Source organism: Mesorhizobium sp. L-8-3, assembly GCF_016756615.1.
In the GTDB taxonomy this organism is placed as follows: Bacteria; Pseudomonadota; Alphaproteobacteria; order Rhizobiales; family Rhizobiaceae.
This window is the reverse complement of record NZ_AP023262.1, coordinates 7,486,483-7,503,646: the sequence shown is the minus strand read 5'-3', so window position 1 is coordinate 7,503,646 and position 17,164 is coordinate 7,486,483. Positions and strand designations below refer to the sequence as shown.

Annotated in this window: 14 protein-coding genes; 6 read left to right on the top strand and 8 right to left on the bottom strand. The window is 66.9% G+C overall.

What is annotated here, in order from left to right; all coding sequences use genetic code 11:
* Positions 1-38: 38 nt before the first annotated feature.
* Genes JN302_RS34725 through JN302_RS34710 form a run of 4 tightly spaced genes read right to left on the bottom strand, consistent with a single transcriptional unit; the run spans position 39 to position 4,534 of the window.
* Complete coding sequence (locus JN302_RS34725) at positions 39-1,628, bottom strand: AMP-binding protein (protein WP_202330591.1); 1,590 nt, start codon at positions 1,626-1,628, stop codon at positions 39-41.
* Positions 1,629-1,653: 25 nt separating this feature from the next.
* On the bottom strand, positions 1,654-2,460 hold the full coding sequence (locus JN302_RS34720; RefSeq protein ID WP_202330590.1) for an enoyl-CoA hydratase/isomerase family protein: 807 nt from the start codon (positions 2,458-2,460) through the stop codon (positions 1,654-1,656).
* Complete coding sequence (locus tag JN302_RS34715; protein WP_202330589.1) at positions 2,457-3,380, bottom strand: acyl-CoA dehydrogenase family protein; 924 nt, start codon at positions 3,378-3,380, stop codon at positions 2,457-2,459. Before JN302_RS34715 ends, JN302_RS34720 begins: the two co-directional genes overlap by 4 nt.
* Entirely contained in the window at positions 3,380-4,534 is a 1,155-nt protein-coding gene (locus JN302_RS34710; protein ID WP_202330588.1) for an acyl-CoA dehydrogenase family protein, read from the bottom strand. Before JN302_RS34710 ends, JN302_RS34715 begins: the two co-directional genes overlap by 1 nt.
* Positions 4,535-4,812: 278 nt before the next feature.
* Between JN302_RS34710 and JN302_RS34705 the strand changes: the two genes are divergently transcribed.
* From JN302_RS34705 to JN302_RS34690, 4 genes are all read left to right on the top strand, one after another.
* Positions 4,813-5,943 (top strand): acyl-CoA dehydrogenase family protein, encoded by a 1,131-nt coding sequence (locus tag JN302_RS34705; protein ID WP_202330587.1) that lies wholly within the window; start codon positions 4,813-4,815, stop codon positions 5,941-5,943.
* Positions 5,940-6,926 carry an acyl-CoA dehydrogenase family protein gene (locus JN302_RS34700; protein WP_202330586.1) on the top strand — a complete coding sequence of 329 codons (987 nt, stop codon included), beginning with the start codon at positions 5,940-5,942 and terminating at the stop codon, positions 6,924-6,926. The genes JN302_RS34705 and JN302_RS34700 overlap by 4 nt, the downstream gene beginning before the upstream one ends.
* A gap of 2 nt (positions 6,927-6,928) precedes the next feature.
* Positions 6,929-7,753, top strand: coding sequence for an SDR family NAD(P)-dependent oxidoreductase (locus JN302_RS34695; RefSeq protein ID WP_202334549.1), 825 nt, complete (start codon positions 6,929-6,931; stop codon positions 7,751-7,753).
* Between the two features lie 107 nt (positions 7,754-7,860).
* Positions 7,861-8,649, top strand: a complete 789-nt coding sequence (locus tag JN302_RS34690; protein WP_202330585.1) for an IclR family transcriptional regulator — start codon at positions 7,861-7,863, stop codon at positions 8,647-8,649.
* A gap of 3 nt (positions 8,650-8,652) precedes the next feature.
* On the opposite strand, the gene JN302_RS34685 is transcribed toward JN302_RS34690, so the two are convergent.
* The 3 genes from JN302_RS34685 to JN302_RS34675 all read right to left on the bottom strand — a co-directional run bounded on the left by JN302_RS34685 (position 8,653) and on the right by JN302_RS34675 (position 12,103).
* Positions 8,653-10,140, bottom strand: a complete 1,488-nt coding sequence (locus JN302_RS34685; RefSeq protein WP_202308831.1) for a TRAP transporter large permease — start codon at positions 10,138-10,140, stop codon at positions 8,653-8,655.
* Complete coding sequence (locus JN302_RS34680; protein WP_202330584.1) at positions 10,137-10,706, bottom strand: TRAP transporter small permease subunit; 570 nt, start codon at positions 10,704-10,706, stop codon at positions 10,137-10,139. Before JN302_RS34680 ends, JN302_RS34685 begins: the two co-directional genes overlap by 4 nt.
* 176 nt (positions 10,707-10,882) lie before the next feature.
* A complete protein-coding gene (locus tag JN302_RS34675; protein ID WP_202308829.1) occupies positions 10,883-12,103 on the bottom strand; it encodes a C4-dicarboxylate TRAP transporter substrate-binding protein in 1,221 nt (406 codons plus the stop codon).
* 349 nt (positions 12,104-12,452) lie between these two features.
* Between JN302_RS34675 and JN302_RS34670 the strand changes: the two genes are divergently transcribed.
* A complete protein-coding gene (locus JN302_RS34670; RefSeq protein WP_202330583.1) occupies positions 12,453-14,078 on the top strand; it encodes a thiamine pyrophosphate-binding protein in 1,626 nt (541 codons plus the stop codon).
* A gap of 84 nt (positions 14,079-14,162) precedes the next feature.
* Here the strand turns inward: JN302_RS34670 and JN302_RS34665 are convergent, their stop codons facing one another.
* Positions 14,163-15,092, bottom strand: a complete 930-nt coding sequence (locus JN302_RS34665; RefSeq protein ID WP_202330582.1) for a dihydrodipicolinate synthase family protein — start codon at positions 15,090-15,092, stop codon at positions 14,163-14,165.
* Between the two features lie 93 nt (positions 15,093-15,185).
* On the opposite strand from JN302_RS34665, the gene JN302_RS34660 reads away from it, so the two are divergent.
* A complete protein-coding gene (locus tag JN302_RS34660) occupies positions 15,186-17,150 on the top strand; it encodes an FG-GAP repeat domain-containing protein (RefSeq protein WP_244846743.1) in 1,965 nt (654 codons plus the stop codon).
* The last annotated feature ends 14 nt before the right edge of the window (positions 17,151-17,164 follow it).

Genomic DNA, 17,164 nt, shown 5'->3' with positions numbered 1-17,164 from the left:
CGCGGTGACCGACGATCCGTCGGAACCATGCCTAGCCGCTAGGCGCGCTCCAACGCCCAGATGCGCAACTCATTCTTCTGGACCTTGCCGACCGAATTGAGCGGCAGTTCGGATACGATATGAAGCCGCTCGGGGAACTTCTGGCGCGCGAGGCCAAGCCGCGTCAAGTGAGCGGTCATGTCGGCGAAGGTGAAGCTTGCACCCGGTGCCGGGATGACGAAGGCCACCACCATCTCCCCGCGCTCCGGCTCGGGAACGCCGACGACCGATGCCTGCTTGACGGCCTCGTGCCGGGCCAGCGCGTTCTCGATCTCCAGCGGGCTGATGTTCTCTCCCTTGCGGATGATGATGTCCTTCTTCCTCCCGGTGATCTGGATGAAGCGGCCGGACACGAGCCGGCCAAGATCGCCCATGCGGAAAAAGCCGTCCTTCGTGAAGGCGCCGTCCTCGTCGGCCGGATCGAGATAGCCGATCAGCATCTGCGGAGCCTTCACCACGATCTCGCCGCTCTCGCCCTCGGGCACCGGCTCGCCGGTCTCCGACAGGATGCGGATTTCGCTGGCGCATTCGCCGTCCGTGTCGGCGCGTAGCATCGCCTCCTCGCGCGTACGGATTCCGGGGCAGGCAAGCGGCACTTCCGTCGAGCCATAGGCGCGAGAGACGGTCGCATGCGGGAAGCGCTCCAATCCGCGGCGCACCAGTTCGGGCGGCACGCTGGCTCCGCCGCAGATGAAGCGCCGCAACCCCGGAAGGTTCGATCCGGCCCGCTCGGCTGCGGCGATCAGCCCGGCGAGGAAGGGTGTCGCGCCGGCCATGAAGGTGACGCCTTGGCGGTCGATCAGTTCGACCGCCCGCTCGGGAGCCCAGCTGTCGGCCATCATCGCGACGCAGCCGGTGATCCACGGGAACTCGAAGGCGTAGATCGAACCGCCGATGTGGCCGATCGGGGAGGCAACCAGGAAGACGTCTCCCGGCCCGGTCGACCAGAACTGCCCCGTATGCCGGGTCATGACGTCGATCGTCGCATGGCTGTGGATCACGCCCTTCGGCCTGCCGGTGCTGCCGGAGGTGAAGAGCACAAGCTTGATGTCGTCCGCGGGCGGAACCTCGGGATCGGCCGGCTCGTGGCGGACGAGTGCCGCGAAATCGTCGTTCGATTTGCCGTCGCCGCGCACGGTGAAGACATGCAAAGGATGCTCTTCGACGCCCTCCATCAGTGCCGGGTAGTCCATGCCTCGGAATTCCCGAGGCACAAAGGCTGCCTTGACGCCGCAGACGGGCAGGATCGTACCAAGTTCGGCCTCGCGGTAGATCGTCAGCAGGGGAATGATGCGAAATCCGAACAGTGCCGCCGCAAGGTTGACCACGCAGGCCTCCCACCAGTTCGGAAGCTGGAAGGCGATCGCGTCGCCGCGTTCGAGACCGCGCGCCTTGAGCGCGCCGCCGAGGCGCAGCGACAGATCGAGTATCTCGCCGCGCGAGAAGTGGCGTTCGCCTTCGATGACGATGACTCGGTCGGGGTCGGCCTGCGCCTTCTCCAGTGCGACGGCGCCGAGAGCACGGCCCTCGCCGGGCAGGGTTCGGCCTGAGGCACGCAGGGAATTGAGGCGTTCGTCGAGCGGGTTCATACAGGCGTTCTTCGGGTTGCGGGAATCAGGTCTTTGAGCCGCGGCCCGAGCGCTCTTGCATCTCCGCCTTCATCGCCGCCACCCTGCGGCGGTGTTCCTCCGAGCGCACGGTGACCGACTCATAGGCGATCCCCGCGTCCATCAACGCGTGGGCGATGCGCTTCAGCTCGAGGTTCATCGTGGTCTTGGTCCAGCGGATTGCCTGCACCGCGCCGCCGGCCAGCCTGTCGCAGAAGGCGTCGACCCGCGCGTCGAGTTCGGCAGCCGGCACGGCGTGGTTGATCAGCCCCATCGCGGCCGCCTTCGGTGCGGGAATCAGGTCGCCGGTGAACAGATACTCCTTGGCGCGGGCGAAGCCGATGAGTTGCGGCCAGATCACGCAGCCGCCGTCGCCCGCGACCAGCCCGACCTTGACGTGCGGATCGCCGATTCGGGCGGTGTCGGCCGCGAAGATGACGTCGCAGAGCAGTGCGATGGTGGCGCCGAGGCCGACCGCTGCACCGTTGACCTTGGCGATCACAGGTTTCTCGATGTCGAGCAGCAAAAAGACGATGCGCTTGGCGTCGGCGGCCTCGCGGTCGAACTCGACGGGATTGGCGATGCACTGGTCCATGCGTGCGAGGTCGCCGCCGGCGGAGAAGGCGCGGCCGGCACCGGTGAGCACGATCACGTCCGAGCCCTCGTCGACGGCGGCGAAGCGCAGCGCATCGAGGATCTCGAGATGCATGATCGCGGCGAAGGCGTTGAGTACCTCCGGCCGGTTGAAGGTGATGGTGAGGATGCGCTCCCGCCGCGACAAGAGCAGGGTGGTGAACTCCGGCAGGCCACTCATGAACCGCCCCACCGCCTGACGAAGAACTCGGTCATGTTCGCAGCACTTCCTCCCATAGCGGCCCGCAACAGCCTCGCCCTGTAGGTCCACCGGTGCAGCGGGTGTTCCAGCGTCAGGCCCATCGCTCCCATGAACTGATGCAGGTCATAGATCACCTTCGTCGATGCTTCCTGACCATAGCCGATGGCCATCGCCGCGTCGCCGGCATCCTGCGTCTGCGCCGCCCTGAGCGCCAGCCAGCGAGCGGCCTCGATCTTCGTCGCCGAGGCGGCGAGCCGGTGCTGGATCGCCTGGAAGGCGCCGAGCGGCCGGCCGAACTGGTGGCGCTGGGCGACATGCGCAACCACGGCGTCGAGCCCGCCCTTCAGCACCCCTGCCAATTCGGCCGCGAGGGCCGTTCGCCAGGCCGTGCGCACCGGTTGCGGATCATCGTCGATCTTGCTCCAGGCGATCCGGGCGCCGGGTGCCAACCGGCCCATCGGATAGGCATAGAGGCTCTCGACCGGCTCGAAATCTCCCGCGGCAACGGCGGCGACCGAAACGGCGTCGGTGCCGATCATCACCAACGACCTGGCCACCGGCAGGAAGGGCACCGCCCGGCCGGCATCGCCGTCGATCACGGCCACGGGACGCGGCAGGTCGCGCCCCCAGCGCGACCGCAGCATCGAGGACGCCGCCGCCTCGACCAGCACCGGTAGGCCGGCCAGGCGGCAGGTCATCGCCGCCGCGGCGGTAAGCCCCAGGGTGGGTTCGAGCGCGCAGTCGAAGAAGCCGTTGTCGGCGAGCAGCGAATCGAAGGCATCGGACCAGTCGAAACGCGACCAGTCCGGCGACGCCTTCCAGCCGGCTTCCGGAGCCTCCGTCATCTGGTCGAGCACGGACAGGAAGGCGGCCTGGTCCTCGTTGGGCGCGAAGCGCATCAGGCGTCTCCGTTCGGCAGGTCGAGCCATCGCCGGGCGATCAGGCCGAGCTGGATCTCGGCCGCGCCCGCCGCGATACCGGTGACGATCGCCCGCTCATGGTGGGCGAGGAAAGCGGGGAAGGCGTCGCCGTCGAAGGCGTCGGGCAGGAACTCCATGCCGAAATCGGTTACGGCGTGGTCGGCCTCGGCGACCGCGACGCGGGCGAGGCTCGCCTCGGCACCCAGCGGTTCGCCGCGCGCACGCTTGTCGACGGTGCGGTAGACCAGCAGCCGCGCGGCTTCGCAGGCCGCCGCCGCGGAACCCGCGCGTGCCTGCACGACCGGGCTTGCCGCCGCGCCGCGCCGCCGCAACTCGCCGACCATCTGGTCGAGCACGCGCGCGGACAGTTCGTAGCGTGGAATGCCGACCCGTTCATTGGCGAGCGAATAGCCGATGATCGACCATGCCTGGCCTTCCTCGCCCAGCCGCGCGCTCGCCGGCACGCGGACATCGGTGAAGAATGTCTCGTGGATGTCGCCGTGGCCGATGAGGCTGGGAATCGAGCGCACCTCGATGCCCGGTATGGACATCGGCACCAGGAAGATGGCGATGCCGGCCTTGCCGCTGCCGGCCTCGCCGGTGCGCGCGAGCAGGAAGCAGTGGTGAGCCAGGCCCGCATAGGAGGTCCAGATCTTGGAGCCGCTGATGACGTAGTCGTCGCCGTCGCGCACGGCGCGGGTGCGCAGGCGGGCGAGGTCGGAGCCGGCATCGGGCTCGGAAAAGCCCTGGCACCAGATCGCCTTGCCGGCCGCCATCTCCGGCACATAGCGCTGCCGCTGCTCGGGCGTGCCGAAGCGCATCAGCGTCGGCCCGATCCAGTTGACGTTCATGTACTGGGCGCCGCGCGGCTCGCCGGCGGCCCACATCTCCTCGCCGAGGATGAAATGCTCCCATGGAGGACGATCCTCGCCGCCCCATTCGCGCGGCCAGTGAGGGACGAGAAGCCCGGCCTTGGCGAGTTTTGGACAGAATTCCAGGCAGAACTCCGTCTGCTCCCGCGAGCCGGGCCCATGGCGCGAAATCTCCGCCCAGTCGGCGGGCAGTTCACGCTTCAGGAAGTCGCGGACGCGCGAGCGAAACGCCCGATCCTCATCCGTCCAGTCAAAGTCCACCGGAAACCTCGTTTCCCACGTTATGAGACGACCGGTCCTCGCCGGGATTGGCAAGAAGGTTGCGGCGGGAAGTCGATCATGTCAAGCTGAAAGCAGCAAGATGGCTGGATCGATGCGGATGCGATGGCAAGCCAACGTCTCGGGAGAGTTCATGGCGATGATTTTGAATGTTCCATATAATGGGACTATGCTGTACGCAGCGCCTGGGCTAGGGTGGCTTCTTCCCCCGCCGGCGCCGGCCCGCGCCACGGGCGTGATGGCGTGACCGCGAGGCCGATATGCAACTGAACTTCACCGTCGAAGACGACGTGTTCCGCGCCGCGGCACGGGAATGGCTTCTGGCCAGTGTGCCGGCTGCTCCCCCACCGCATGATGGTCCGGCCGCGCGTGCCTACGCGCTCGCCTGGCTCGCGCGCTGCCACGCCGGCGGGTGGTCGGGGATAAGCTGGCCCAGCGAGTATGGCGGTCGCGGCCTTTCCCCGGAGCGGCTGATCATCTGGTATGAGGAATATGTCCGGGCACGCGCGCCATCCGTGCTCGACTGCACCTTCGTAGCCTTGAACCACGCCGGACCGACGCTGATCGCGTGCGGCTCGACGGAACAGAAGGCATTTCATCTGCCGAAAATCCTGACCGGCCAGGTGATCTGGTGCCAGGGCTTTTCCGAGCCCGGGGCCGGTTCCGACCTTGCCTCGCTCGCCACTACCGGCGTGGTCGAAGGCGATCACCTCGTCGTCAACGGCCAGAAGATATGGAGCAGCTTCGCCGATGTCGCCGACTACCAGGAACTGCTGATTCGCACCGCGCCCGGATTCCGGCGTCACCAGGGGCTGTCGTGGGTCATCTGCGACATGAGGAGCCCAGGCATCACGGTGCGCCCGATCGAGAACCTGGCAGGCGCAACGCACTTCGCCGAAGTCTTCTACGACAATGTGCGCATTCCGCTGTCGAATGTGGTGGGCGACCTTCACGATGGCTGGCGGGTGGCGATGAACACGCTGTCCTTCGAACGCAAGACAGCGGCGATCGGCCTGCAACTCGACCTTTCCGTCAAGGTCGAGGACCTGATCGCGCTGGCCATGCCCGCGCCCGGCTCAGCCATGGCCGAGCGGTTGGCGACGCTGCGGGCCGAAGCAGCGTCCCTGCGCGCGATGACCTACCGCACGCTCCTGCGCCAACCGGCGACGGCATCGGACGGATCGTTGGTGCGGCTCTGCTTCGCCGAGCTTGCCCAGCGCGTCCATCGCGCGACGATGGACGTTCTCGGTGCCGAGGCCCTGATCGCCAGCCAGGCCACCCACGATTACCTGGAATCCTACAGCGAGACGATTGCCGGCGGCACGGCAGAGATCCAGCGCAATATCATCGCCGAGCGCATCCTTGGCCTGCCGCGGGTCAAGGCAGCATGACCTGCGACCTCAACCGCTCCGAGGACCAGCGGCAAATCCTCGATACCGCCGCCGCGATGCTGGAAGCGCAGTATCCCGTATCGCGGCTGCGCCGGCGCGATCCAGATGATCTGTCCGGGCTGGCGGCCTTCGGCGCCTTAGGGCTGGCTCTGCCCGAAGCGCAAGGTGGTGCCGGCTTCAGCCTTGTGGAGGAAGCGCTGCTGCACGTGCTGCTCGGCAGACATGTCGTCTCGACCCGCGTCCTGGCGGCCGCGGTCGGTGCGCGGCTGTTGACATCGACAGGCGATGGCCTCGCATTCGAGGTGATCGCCGGCGGGACGGCCGTCTGTGCCGCTATACCCGTCGGCGGCGAGATGCTGCTTGTCGATCGCAGCAGCGCGAGCCTCGCCCTCGTCTTCGACAACCGCAGGCTGGCGCTGGTCGAGATCGGCGATGCGGCAGGCAGGCAGGAGACGGGCCTTGGACGGTCGATCCCGGTCGAGCGGCTCGGGGCCGGCAGCGGCCGTACCGTCGCCACGTCGAGCGATGACGGGCTTCTCGACGTCGCCGACCTCATGATCAGTGCACAGCTTCTCGGCATTGCCGAGGGCGCGCGCGATCTCACCGTCGCCTATGCCCGGATGCGCCACCAGTTCGGTCAGCCGATCGGGGGCTTCCAGGCGGTCAAGCACCACTGCGCGAACATGGCGATCGCCGCCGAGACCGTCTCGGCGCAGCTCGACATGGCCGCGCTCGCCGGGCGTGACGGCCGGGACGATGCATCGTTCCAGATCGCTGCACTTCGACGCCTGGCGACCGCGGCGGCGCTCGGCAATGTCCGTACGGCGATCCAGGTCCATGGCGGGATCGGCTTTTCGGCCGAGGCCGATGTCCACCACTATCTCAAGCAGGCGCACCTCTTGTCTCGCCTCGGCCAGCCGGCCGACCTGTTGGCGCTTCCGGCGCCGCTCGCGCCCCACACCAGCCTCTCGGAAAGGGATTGACCATGCATGTGGCGGTCATCACAGGCGCTTCCAGCGGGATCGGGCTGGCGACGGCAAAGATGTTCGTGGAGGCGGGCATCGCGGTGGTCGGCGTCGCGCGAGATGCCGGGAAGCTCGCCGCGATGGAGCGTGCTCTTGCCGGCGGGCCTGCGCCGGTGGCAACGCTTGCCGTCGACGTGCGCGACGATGACGCGCCGCGCCGGGCCGTCGACCTCGCGGTCGAGCGGTTCGGCCGGCTCGATCATCTCGTCAACAATGCGGGCATCGGCAGCCCCAAGCCGGTGCATGAGACCGACGACGAGACGCTCGACTACTTTCTCGACGTCATGCTGCGCTCGCCCTTCCGTTTCTGTCGCGAGGCCCTGCGCGTGCTGGCGACGCCTGGCACCATCGTCAACGTCAGCTCGACCTATGCGCTGCTGGGCGGACTGCGCGGCGGCGCCTATTCGGCCGCCAAGGGCGGCATCAACGCGCTGACCACGCACCTTGCCTGCCAGTACGGCTCGATCGGCATCCGGACGAATGCCGTGGCGCCCGGCGTCGTCGCCACGCCGATGACGATGGGCCGCATGGACGACGAGCGCTTCCGGCGCATGAACGTGGACATGACGCCATCGACGCGGATGGGGCTTGCCGAGGATGTCGCCCAGGCGATCTTTTTCCTGTCGTCGCCGGCATCGGCCTGGATCAATGGCCAGGTGCTGGCCGTGGACGGGGGCTGGAGCACCACCAAGTTCCTGACAGAGGAAGCGCTGTCGGCCGAGCGGCGGCCCGTCACGCCGGACTGGTCGCATTCGGGCCGGCCGCGCGGTGAAGGCGCCGGATAGATATGCCCGTAGGTCCGGGAAGCGCATCGACTTGACCGCGTGGCGGCCGTGCACGTAGAGCGGATGACCCCGCCGCGCACGGGCCGCCCGAACAGACCGAGGACGAGATGGGAAGTCGCGACCAGTCGCCCACGGAGGGCAATACCGATGGAACCCAGGCGATCCGGCGCGCCGCGGCTATCCTGCGCCGGCTGGGACGCGGCGGCACGCAGGGCGCCAGTCTCGCCGACATCACCCAGGCTGTGCTGCTGCCGCGTTCGACGACGCACCGCATCCTCAAATGCCTGGTCGACGAAGGTCTGGTTCGGCACGATACCGAACGGCGGCGCTATTTCGTCGGGCAGTTGACCTACGAGCTCGGGCTGACGGTCACCGGCAGCCCGCTCGAAGTCGCGAAGTGGCGGGTCGCGGTCGACCGCGTCGCCCAGCGCACCGGCGTTACCGCCTACCTGTTGAGCCGCAGCGGCATCGAGGCTGCGTGCGTTCTCAAGACAGAGGGCAACTCGGTCATCCGCGTCATCCCGGTGGAAGTCGGCCAGCGCCGCTTCCTCGGCGTGGGGGCCGGTGCGACCGCCTTGCTCGCCGCACTCGACGAAAAGACGCGGGAAAACATCATCCGCACGATCGAGCCTTACCTGCCGGCCTATTCGACGCTGACGGTCGACAAGATCCGCGACCTCGTCGCCGAGACGCAGCGCATCGGCTACACGGTCAGCCGCGGCAACGTCGCCAAGGACGTGGTCGGCATCGGCATGGCGATCCCCAGCCCCGGCTCGACGCCGCATCTTGCCCTGAGCGTCGCGGGCCTCGCCTCGCAGGTCGACGAGCGCGGCGTTGGCGTCTGGGCGCAGGTGCTGAGGCAGGAGATAAATGCCGTGCTCTCGCGGGAGGGGTAGGGGTCAGCGGGACGAACTCGCTCCCGGAAGCCAGGTCACGATGTCGGGGAACGCGATCAGCAGCAGGAGCACAGCGATCGCGGTCGCGGCGAACGGCGCGACGCCGCGGAATACCTCACCGAGCCCGATCGGCCTGCCGGTTTGCGAGTCGGACGCGATCCTGTGGACGATGAAGGAGAGGATACCGAGCGGCGGGGTGAGCAGGCCGACCTCGGCCATCACCACCAGGAACACGCCGTACCAGAGCGGATCGACCCCCACCGCCTCGAGCGGGGCGAGCAGCACCGGAATGGTCAGCAGCATCATCGCCAGCGTGTCCATGAACATGCCGAGCAGCAGGTAGACGAAGATCAGGATCAGCAGCAGCTCGACGCGGCCAAGCCCCATGTCGACGATGAGCTGGGCCAGAGCGTTTGGCACCTGGCTCAGCGCCATGGCGCGCGTGAGTACCGCGACGCCCATGATCAAGAGGAAGATCGACGCGGTGCCGGTGAGCGTGCCGACCATCGATTCCTTCACCATGGTCCAGATGTCGCTCGCCGTTGCACCCTCGCGCAGGCGATGGACGGTCCCGAAGATCAGCGCTGCGATCATGCCGAACACACCCGATTCGGTGGCGGTGAAGATGCCGGCGAACAGGCCGCCGATGACCAGCAGCACGACGATTGCGATCGGCACGATGCCGGCGAGCGATGCGAAGCGCATGCGCCAGGTGACGCCGCTCATGTCGACGCGCGGCGCCAGCGCCGGGCTTACGATAGCGTGGACGATGATCATCAGCGCGAAGGCGAGGGCGAGGATGATGCCGGGGACGACGCCGGCGAGGAGTTGCTGGCCTACCGGCACCGCAGCCGCTCCTGCATAGACGACGAGCAGCAGACTGGGCGGGATGATCTGGCCGAGCGTGCCGGCCGCCGCGACCGAGCCGACGGCAAGCCGCGGGTGGTAGCCCGACTTCAGCATTTCCGGGATCGAGACGCGGCCGAGCGCATAGGTGATGCCGATGGTGCTGCCGCTGCTGGCGGCAAGAGTGGCGCCGGCGAAGTTGGTCGCGACCGCGAGACCTCCGGGCATCCAGCCGAGCCAGCGGCGCGCCGTCTCGAATGCCGAGGCGGTCAAGCCCGATTTCCACAGCAGCATGCCCATCAGGATGAACATCGGGATAACGCTGTAGGACCAGGACGCGGCCGAATCGTAGGCGACCGCCTTGAGCGTCGAGGTCACGACCCTGGTGGTGCTCAGCGCATGGAGGCCGACAAGCGCCGCGCCCAGCATGGCGATACCGACAGGAATGCCCATCAGCAGCAGGGCGATGCTGAGCAACACGACCAGCGACCCGATCGCCGGCTTCGGCAGGCCGCCGAAGAACATGGCCGCGATGGCGCCGACCGCCGCGGCGACCGCGACCGCGAAGACGGCGCGCGCGAGGCGATGGCTGCGCGGCGCACCCGCGCCGGCCGCCGACGGGTTTCCTGTCTCGATCGTGCTCATGGCCGGTCCGCCTCGCCGTCCGGCCCGCCCGTCCTCGGCAGCACGCCCAGGAAGTGGCGCAGCGTCGTCGCCGCGACCTGCAGGCAGAGCATCGCGATGCCGGCCGCCGCGGCGAACTTGAAGGGCCAGATCGCCACCGGCGGCGTCGACGGCGTCGTCTGGCCGATGTGAGCGCTCTGCAAAGCGTCGGCCAGCGTGTACCAGGCGAGCGCAGCCAGAAGCAGGATCGTCAGGACGCCGAACGAGCCCTCGACGATCTGGCGCATGCGCGGCGGCAGGGCGTCGAGCAGGATGGTAACCTTGATGTGGTCCTGGCGAACCTCGGTATAGGCGAAAGCCAGCAGAGTGAGGCCGGGCATCCACCAATAGGAGGTCATCTCCAGCGTGGCCACGAGAGGCGCTTGGAAAAGCGTGCGGCCGACCACGTCGATGGCGATGTTCACCACCAGAAGCACCAGCGCCGCAGCTGCCGCGGCGGCGAGGATGGCGCTCATGCGGTCGATCAGGCGCAAGGCGGCGGCAATCCGCCCTGGCGCCGCGCCGGCGCGGCTTGCGTTGTCGGTCATCGTTTCGAGGCCTTCCAATCGGCGGCAGGATGCGGCTCGCGCCGCCGCCCGCCCGCGGGCAGCGGCGCCCATGGAGCATTTCCGCTTTTCTCCGAGTCGCGGAAATGCCCTATCGTGTTGTTCCCAAGCAATTCCGGACGCAAACCGCTGCGCACTCCTGCTGGAATTGCCCTGGCCTATTTCAGCAGCGTCGGGGTCACTTCCCCGTCGAACTTCTTGTAGAAGCCCGACAGGTCGACGTCGCGCAGGCCGGCGAAGGCCTTCTGGATCGCCTCCGGCGTGCGCTCCGCCACCGGATAGCCCTCGGCGCCGAGTGCCCCGGTCCAGTAGGCGATCCGCTCCAGATAGCGGTCGACGACGGCTTGTGCGTCTGTGACGGTGGCCGGAGCCTTGGAGGCAAGTGCGGCCACGGACTCCGCGCGCTGCTTCATGGCGACGGGCTCGAGCGCGGAGACATCGTGGGTGCGCACTACCTTGCCTTCGGCTATCAGATCGCCCGCGCCAGCCTCGATCTTCAGGTAGCCCTTCCAGATGTTGTAGGCGGCGCGGATGTTTTCCCTGGTGATGAAGTTCTGAAGCTCCACGGGGAAACTCTCCCAGACGTCGAGGTTGATCACCCAGGTCGACGCCTGGAGCTGCGCCATCGTCACCGGAATATATTCGGGCGCGACATCCTTGAGGATCAGGCCGTCGACATACTGGTTGGGGTTGATCACCATGCAGTCGAACACGCCGCGCTGCAGGCCTTCATAGGCCTCGTTCCAGGCGATGCTGACCGGCGTCATGCCGAGCGCGGTCACCGTGTCCGACCAGACGGCGCCGATAGCCCGCGCGCGCTTGCCGCCGGCGTCGGCCAGCGAGTCGATCGGCTTGTTGCAGAGCAGGTTGTAGGCGGGAGTCGACGTTCCCTGCAGCACCTTGACATTGTGCGAGGCGTACTCCTCCGTCAGCGCGTCGAGCGTCAGGATTGTCTCCAGCGCCGTCGCACCGCCCGCCGCCACGTCGTGCACGGTCGAGCCGCTGAGCGCGGCGCCGAGGCCGAACAGCCAGGAGCCCACGGGAAGCTGCTGCGGGTAGTAGCTCGGGATGATCAACCCGATATCGGCGACGCCGTCGCCGACCCCCTGCAGCGTGTCCGTCGCCTTCAGCAGCGACGACGACCAGTAGTTCTCGAAGGTGATCTTGCCACCGGTGAACTCGGTGATGGCGTTCTCCCACTCGACCATCGCAGCGCCGAAGTTGGCGTTCTGGTCGCCCGAGAAGTCCGCGAGCTTCAATACGCGGGGTTCGAGCTGCTCGAGCCACGCTTCGGCGGCCGATGCCGAAGAGCAGGCCACGAACATGCCGGTGACCATCGCAGCGATCGAAGCGCCGATTGAAGGCCAGGTGTATTTCATCAATTCCTCCCGCCGGCCCCGCCGGCAATCTTCAGGTGTTTCGCATAGCGGGATTGGCAGGCCAATCTCCTACGATGTGGGACACATTTCCATGAACCGCCGCAGCACCATCCGCCGGCCCAGATTCTGTGATCTGTCGATCAGATCATCGACACGAACCTGCAGGCATGTCAATATTGCGTTTCATCAGCTTTCGACATCCTTTGTCCGGATGCGTTGACCGGCGAGTAGAGAGATCGACCGGATGGCTGGAATTGTCCCAGTATATGAGACACATTGGCATCTCTCTGGGATTCGGGAGGCGCTGTCGTGGCGAACTGGCCGGCAGTGGGAAAGAAGGGAAGGAATCATGGCGGCATCGGTGAAGGTCTACGAAGCTCTGGCGCATGCGCTTGCCGAGGCCGGGCTTGGCCCGCTGTTCGGCGTCACCGGTGATGCCAATGTCTACCTCGCCGACTGTTTCATGCGCAGACACGGAGGGAGTTTCGTCGCGGCCGCGAACGAGAACGGCGCTGCCTTGATGGCGCTCGGCTACGCCTCGGTTTCGGGCAGGACCGGGCTGGCAACCGTGACGCATGGCCCCGCCGTGACGAACACCCTGACGGCGCTGGCGGAGGGCGTGAAGGCCGGCACGCCGATGGTGCTGCTTTGCGGCGACACCGCCTATGGCGACCGGGAAAACCTCCAGAAGATCGCCCAGCGCGATCTGATCCTTGCGACCGGCGCCGGCTTCGAGCAGATGAACACGCCGGCCAGCGCGGTCGCCGATCTCGCGCGCGCGATCCGCCGCGCGAACGCCGAGCGACGCCCGGTGGCCTTCAACTTTCCCGTCGACGTCATGCGCGCTTCCGTCGAGGACGATTTCGCGCCGATGCTGGCGGCGCCTGCGCAGCCTTCGGCAACGCCCGCCGGTGCCGATCTCGACGAAGCGATCGGCATCGTCGCGGCGGCGAAGCGCCCGATCGTGCTGGCGGGCCGCGACGCGATCGGCGATGCCGCGCGCGAGGCGTTGCTGCGGCTTGCCGCGCGCATCGACGCACCGCTGGCAACCACGCTGCGAGCGAAGGATCTCTTTCGGGGCGAAGACTACGATCTCGGCATCATGGGCACGCTGAGCGCCCCGGGAGCGACCGACGCGCTCATGAAGAGCGACTGCATCCTTGCCTTCGGGGCGGCGCTCAACTTCCACACCACCTCGCATGGCGGCTTCGTCGACGGCAAGCGCGTGGTGCAGCTTGCCTCGCACCCGGCGGGCATCGGCCGTGGCCACACGCCCGACATCGGCCTCGTCGGCGGCGTGGCCGAGACGGTCGAGCGCATCATCTACTGGCTGGACGAGGCCGAGATCGCGCCCTCGGGCTTCCGCGGCGAATTGTCCCCGCACGGCCTTGCCGACCAGCCGCCTCCGCAGGCAGAAGCCTCCCTGCAGCGGCTCGACTATGTCGATGTGCTCTGCCGTCTCGACGCAATCCTGCCGCCCGACCGCATCCTTGTCACCGACGCGGGCCGGCACATGGTCAAGGCGATGCAGTCCCTCCGCGTCCAGCATCCGCGGCTCTATGTCCAGACGGCGAGCTTCGGCTCGATCGGCCTCGGCATGGCGCAGGCGATCGGAGCCGCGGCGGCCGAGCCGGGGCGGCCGGTGGTGCTGACGATCGGAGACGGCGGCTTCATGCTTGGCGGGCTGACCGAGTTCAACACCGCTGTGCGCCAACGCACCGACCTGATCGTGGTGCTCTGCAACGACAATTGCTATGGCGCGGAATACGCGCTGCTGCGCGACAAGCAGATGGATCCGGCAATCAGCCTGTTCGATTGGCCGGATTTCGCGCCGATCGCCGACGCGCTCGGCGGCAAGGGTGTCACCGTGCGCACGCTGGCCGACCTCGACCTCGCGCGCGAGGCCATCGCCCGCCGCGACAGGCCGCTGCTGATCGAGATCATGCTCGATCCGGCTCACATGCCGTTCTGGTGATCGCGATCATGCGCGTCTCGGCCATACGCCGGCGCGCTCCGGACTGTTGTCCGCCCTGGATCAGAAGTCGGCAGAGCTACAGGATCAGGTGTCGGCGATCAGCGCACGAAAGCGTTCCGCGCCGACATGGATATGATCGAGCAGGTCGGCCGAGGCCCAGTGGCGCTCGAACGGGTGGTAGTCCGTCACGCGCGAATGGGCGCATTCGAATGTGCCGAGGCGCTGGTGGTATAGTTTGGCCAGCTTGGGATAGCCCATGCCTTCCGCCATCGCGGACAGTGCCAGGTAAACGGCAAGGTCGCGGATCAGCGGGCTGTCTTCCTCCCTGTGCGCGTAAAGCCAGGCATAAAGATCGGGATGGAAATTGGTGAAGACCCCGCCGAATCCATGCGATCCCGCGCGCATCGCTTCGAAGGCGATCGCCGCGTTGGCGTTGACGATGGCGAAGGAAGTCCCGGCAGTCATCCGAGCCCGACGCCTTACGGTTTCCAGATCGCAACTGACATCCTTCAGCACCACGAAACGGCCGGTGTCGCGGCATAGCTTCATTTCGTCGTCGGAAAGCAGGCGACGGTAGGGTGCCGGACACTCATAAAGCCCGAGCGGCAGGTCGGACGGAAGATGCTTGAGAATGGTCTCGAGCGCCGACCGGAAGACTTCGAAGCCCCCGTTTCGCGGATCGAGACGGTTCGTCACCAGCACCAGCGCGCCGATGCCCGTCTCGGCCATGGCGGCAAGTTCCGCGATCTGATCCTCCGGCGAATCGGAGATGTGCCCGGATGCGACCACCGGAACGCGTCCGGCTGCGAACCGCACCGTGCTGCGCGCCAACGATATCCGTTCGTCGAGCGTCAGTTTCTGCATTTCGCTCGACTGGCAGACCGCGAACAGGGCGTCCGCTCCATTGTCCAGATACCATTCGACGAGCCTTTCCAGTCCGGCTTCGTCTATTCTGTCGGCATCGGTGAAGGGCGTGAGCATGACCGGCACGATGCCGTCTATGGAAATGTGCATGAGTGATCCGTGTGCTGCTTCCATTTGCGAACCTATATGATAGTTCTCAATTTTGGAATAGGATTCCAAAACGGAGGAGACACCCATTTGAGCGTGAAACGTTGGGAAGACGACGCCACGGTCTGGACGGGCCCGTCCTACGTGGAACAGGCCGTCGCCTATCATCCGGAGGTCGTGTCCGCGCCGGTCGCCGGCCGCATCATCACCTGTGTCGAGGTGGTCGACTGGGATGGCGACGGTGGCCGAGACTTGCTCCTCTCAAGCTGGGATCCCTGCTATGACGGCCAGGTCTTCCTGCGACGGCAGGTCGGCGCGCGCGCCGACGGCACGCCGCTTCTGGGGCCCGAGCAGGTGGTCGAAGGCGTACGTGGCTATGTGACCGCCGTCCCTGACGGCGATATATTCCACCTCGTGTCGGCCTCGCGCATGCGCCGGCAGATCTACGTCTTCCCCAACATCGGTACGCGTGGCGAGCCGCGCTTCGACGCGCCGGTGAAGCTCGACCTTGATGCCGACTGGGTCAAGGGAAACGAATATTTCCATATGGCCCGCTTTCACGACATCGACGGCGACGGCGTGCCGGAACTGGTCGTCGGCACCGATTCCTGGGACGACTACTGGCCCAACGGTCTCGAATGGAACGATGAAGGCTACCGCGGCTATGACGCGGCGGGACGTTGGCTCGGCGGTCCGCTTCGCGGCTTTCTTTATGCCTTCAAGAACCGCGGAACGGTGAGCGCGCCGAAGCTGGAACGCGGCAAGCCGATCATCGGCGGCGAAACCCCGCTGGAAGTCTACGGCCAGCTCGCACCCGCCTTCGCCGATTTCGACGGCGATGGCCTCGTCGAGATCGTCTGCGGCGAGTTCTGGAACATCCTGCATCATGCCAAACAGACAGGTCCGGGCTCTTTCGAGCAGCCGCGCCTTCTGTCGAGCGCAGACGGCGAGCCGGTTTTGCTCGATCAATGCATCCACCTGCCCTGCGCGGTCGACTGGGACGGCGACGGCAGAATTGATATCCTTGCCGGCGCCGAGGACGGCTATGTCACTTTCCTCAGGAACGTCGGGATCGGCCCGGACGGCCGCGCGGCCTTCGAAAAGGTCGGGCGGGTCGAGACTTCGGCACCGCTGATCCATGCCGGCGCACTTCCAGCGCCGGCGGCATTCGACTTCACCGGCAATGGCCTGCCCGACCTCGTCGTCGGCAACAGCACGGGCGAGCTTCTGTTCTACGAGAACCGCGGCCCGCGCGAGGCGCCGCTGTTGGCCCGGGAAATCATGATCGAGGCGGACGGTGTCCCCGTGCGCATCGCAGCCGGACTGACCGGCTCCATCCAGGGCCCTTCGGAAAAGATGTTCGGATATTCCTGTCCCACAATCGCCGACTGGGACGGCGACGGAAAGCCGGACCTGCTGGTGAGCGACGTGACCGGTTACCATAGCTTCTACAGGAACGCGGGCGGCAACGCCGTGCCACGCTTCGAGGCGGCGCGCAGGCTCACATATGAAGGCAGGCCCCTCAAGACGGTCTGGCGCGTCAGGCCGGCGGTGGTCGACTGGCTCGGTGGTGGCCGGCTTCACTATCTCTGTCTCGACGAGGATGGCGTGCTTTCGGACTACCGGCGCAGGTCCGACACCGAGCTTTCCGACAAGCGCCATCCGCGCTGGTCAGACGGCGGTGAGATGCGTTTTACCCAGGACGTGGGCGGTGGCCGCGGGCGGGTGAAGCTCTGCGCCTGCGACTGGACCGGGAACGGGCGCATCGACCTCGTCATAGGCACGCATGCGCGCGCATCCGTGCCGCCCGGCCCATCCGGCGCGCCGCGCAATACCACCGGCCAGGCCGGTATTTTCCTGCTGGAGAATGTCGGCACGAACGCGGAGCCGGTATTCGCCCTGCCGCGAGCCTTGAAGTTCAGGGGCAAAACGATTGCGATGGGCATGCATGTCGCGTCGCCGGAAGCGGTCGACTGGACGGGCACGGGCGAACTCGGCCTGCTGGTCGGCATCGAAGACGGCAGCATCGTCTGGTTGCCGCGAGGGGACTTGTCTTGGTAGGTGCGGCGCTTCCG

What these genes read in the sequence shown, in the direction of transcription:
- JN302_RS34700 (WP_202330586.1), top strand. Translation starts at nt 5,940, where the DNA reads ATGACCTGCGACCTCAACCGCTCCGAGGACCAGCGGCAAATCCTCGAT.
- JN302_RS34680 (WP_202330584.1), bottom strand. Translation starts at nt 10,706, where the DNA reads ATGACCGACAACGCAAGCCGCGCCGGCGCGGCGCCAGGGCGGATTGCC.
- JN302_RS34665 (WP_202330582.1), bottom strand. Translation starts at nt 15,092, where the DNA reads ATGCACATTTCCATAGACGGCATCGTGCCGGTCATGCTCACGCCCTTC.
- JN302_RS34705 (WP_202330587.1), top strand. Translation starts at nt 4,813, where the DNA reads ATGCAACTGAACTTCACCGTCGAAGACGACGTGTTCCGCGCCGCGGCA.
- JN302_RS34720 (WP_202330590.1), bottom strand. Translation starts at nt 2,460, where the DNA reads ATGAGTGGCCTGCCGGAGTTCACCACCCTGCTCTTGTCGCGGCGGGAG.
- JN302_RS34725 (WP_202330591.1), bottom strand. Translation starts at nt 1,628, where the DNA reads ATGAACCCGCTCGACGAACGCCTCAATTCCCTGCGTGCCTCAGGCCGA.
- JN302_RS34695 (WP_202334549.1), top strand. Translation starts at nt 6,929, where the DNA reads ATGCATGTGGCGGTCATCACAGGCGCTTCCAGCGGGATCGGGCTGGCG.
- JN302_RS34715 (WP_202330589.1), bottom strand. Translation starts at nt 3,380, where the DNA reads ATGCGCTTCGCGCCCAACGAGGACCAGGCCGCCTTCCTGTCCGTGCTC.
- JN302_RS34685 (WP_202308831.1), bottom strand. Translation starts at nt 10,140, where the DNA reads ATGAGCACGATCGAGACAGGAAACCCGTCGGCGGCCGGCGCGGGTGCG.
- JN302_RS34670 (WP_202330583.1), top strand. Translation starts at nt 12,453, where the DNA reads ATGGCGGCATCGGTGAAGGTCTACGAAGCTCTGGCGCATGCGCTTGCC.
- JN302_RS34690 (WP_202330585.1), top strand. Translation starts at nt 7,861, where the DNA reads ATGGGAAGTCGCGACCAGTCGCCCACGGAGGGCAATACCGATGGAACC.
- JN302_RS34675 (WP_202308829.1), bottom strand. Translation starts at nt 12,103, where the DNA reads ATGAAATACACCTGGCCTTCAATCGGCGCTTCGATCGCTGCGATGGTC.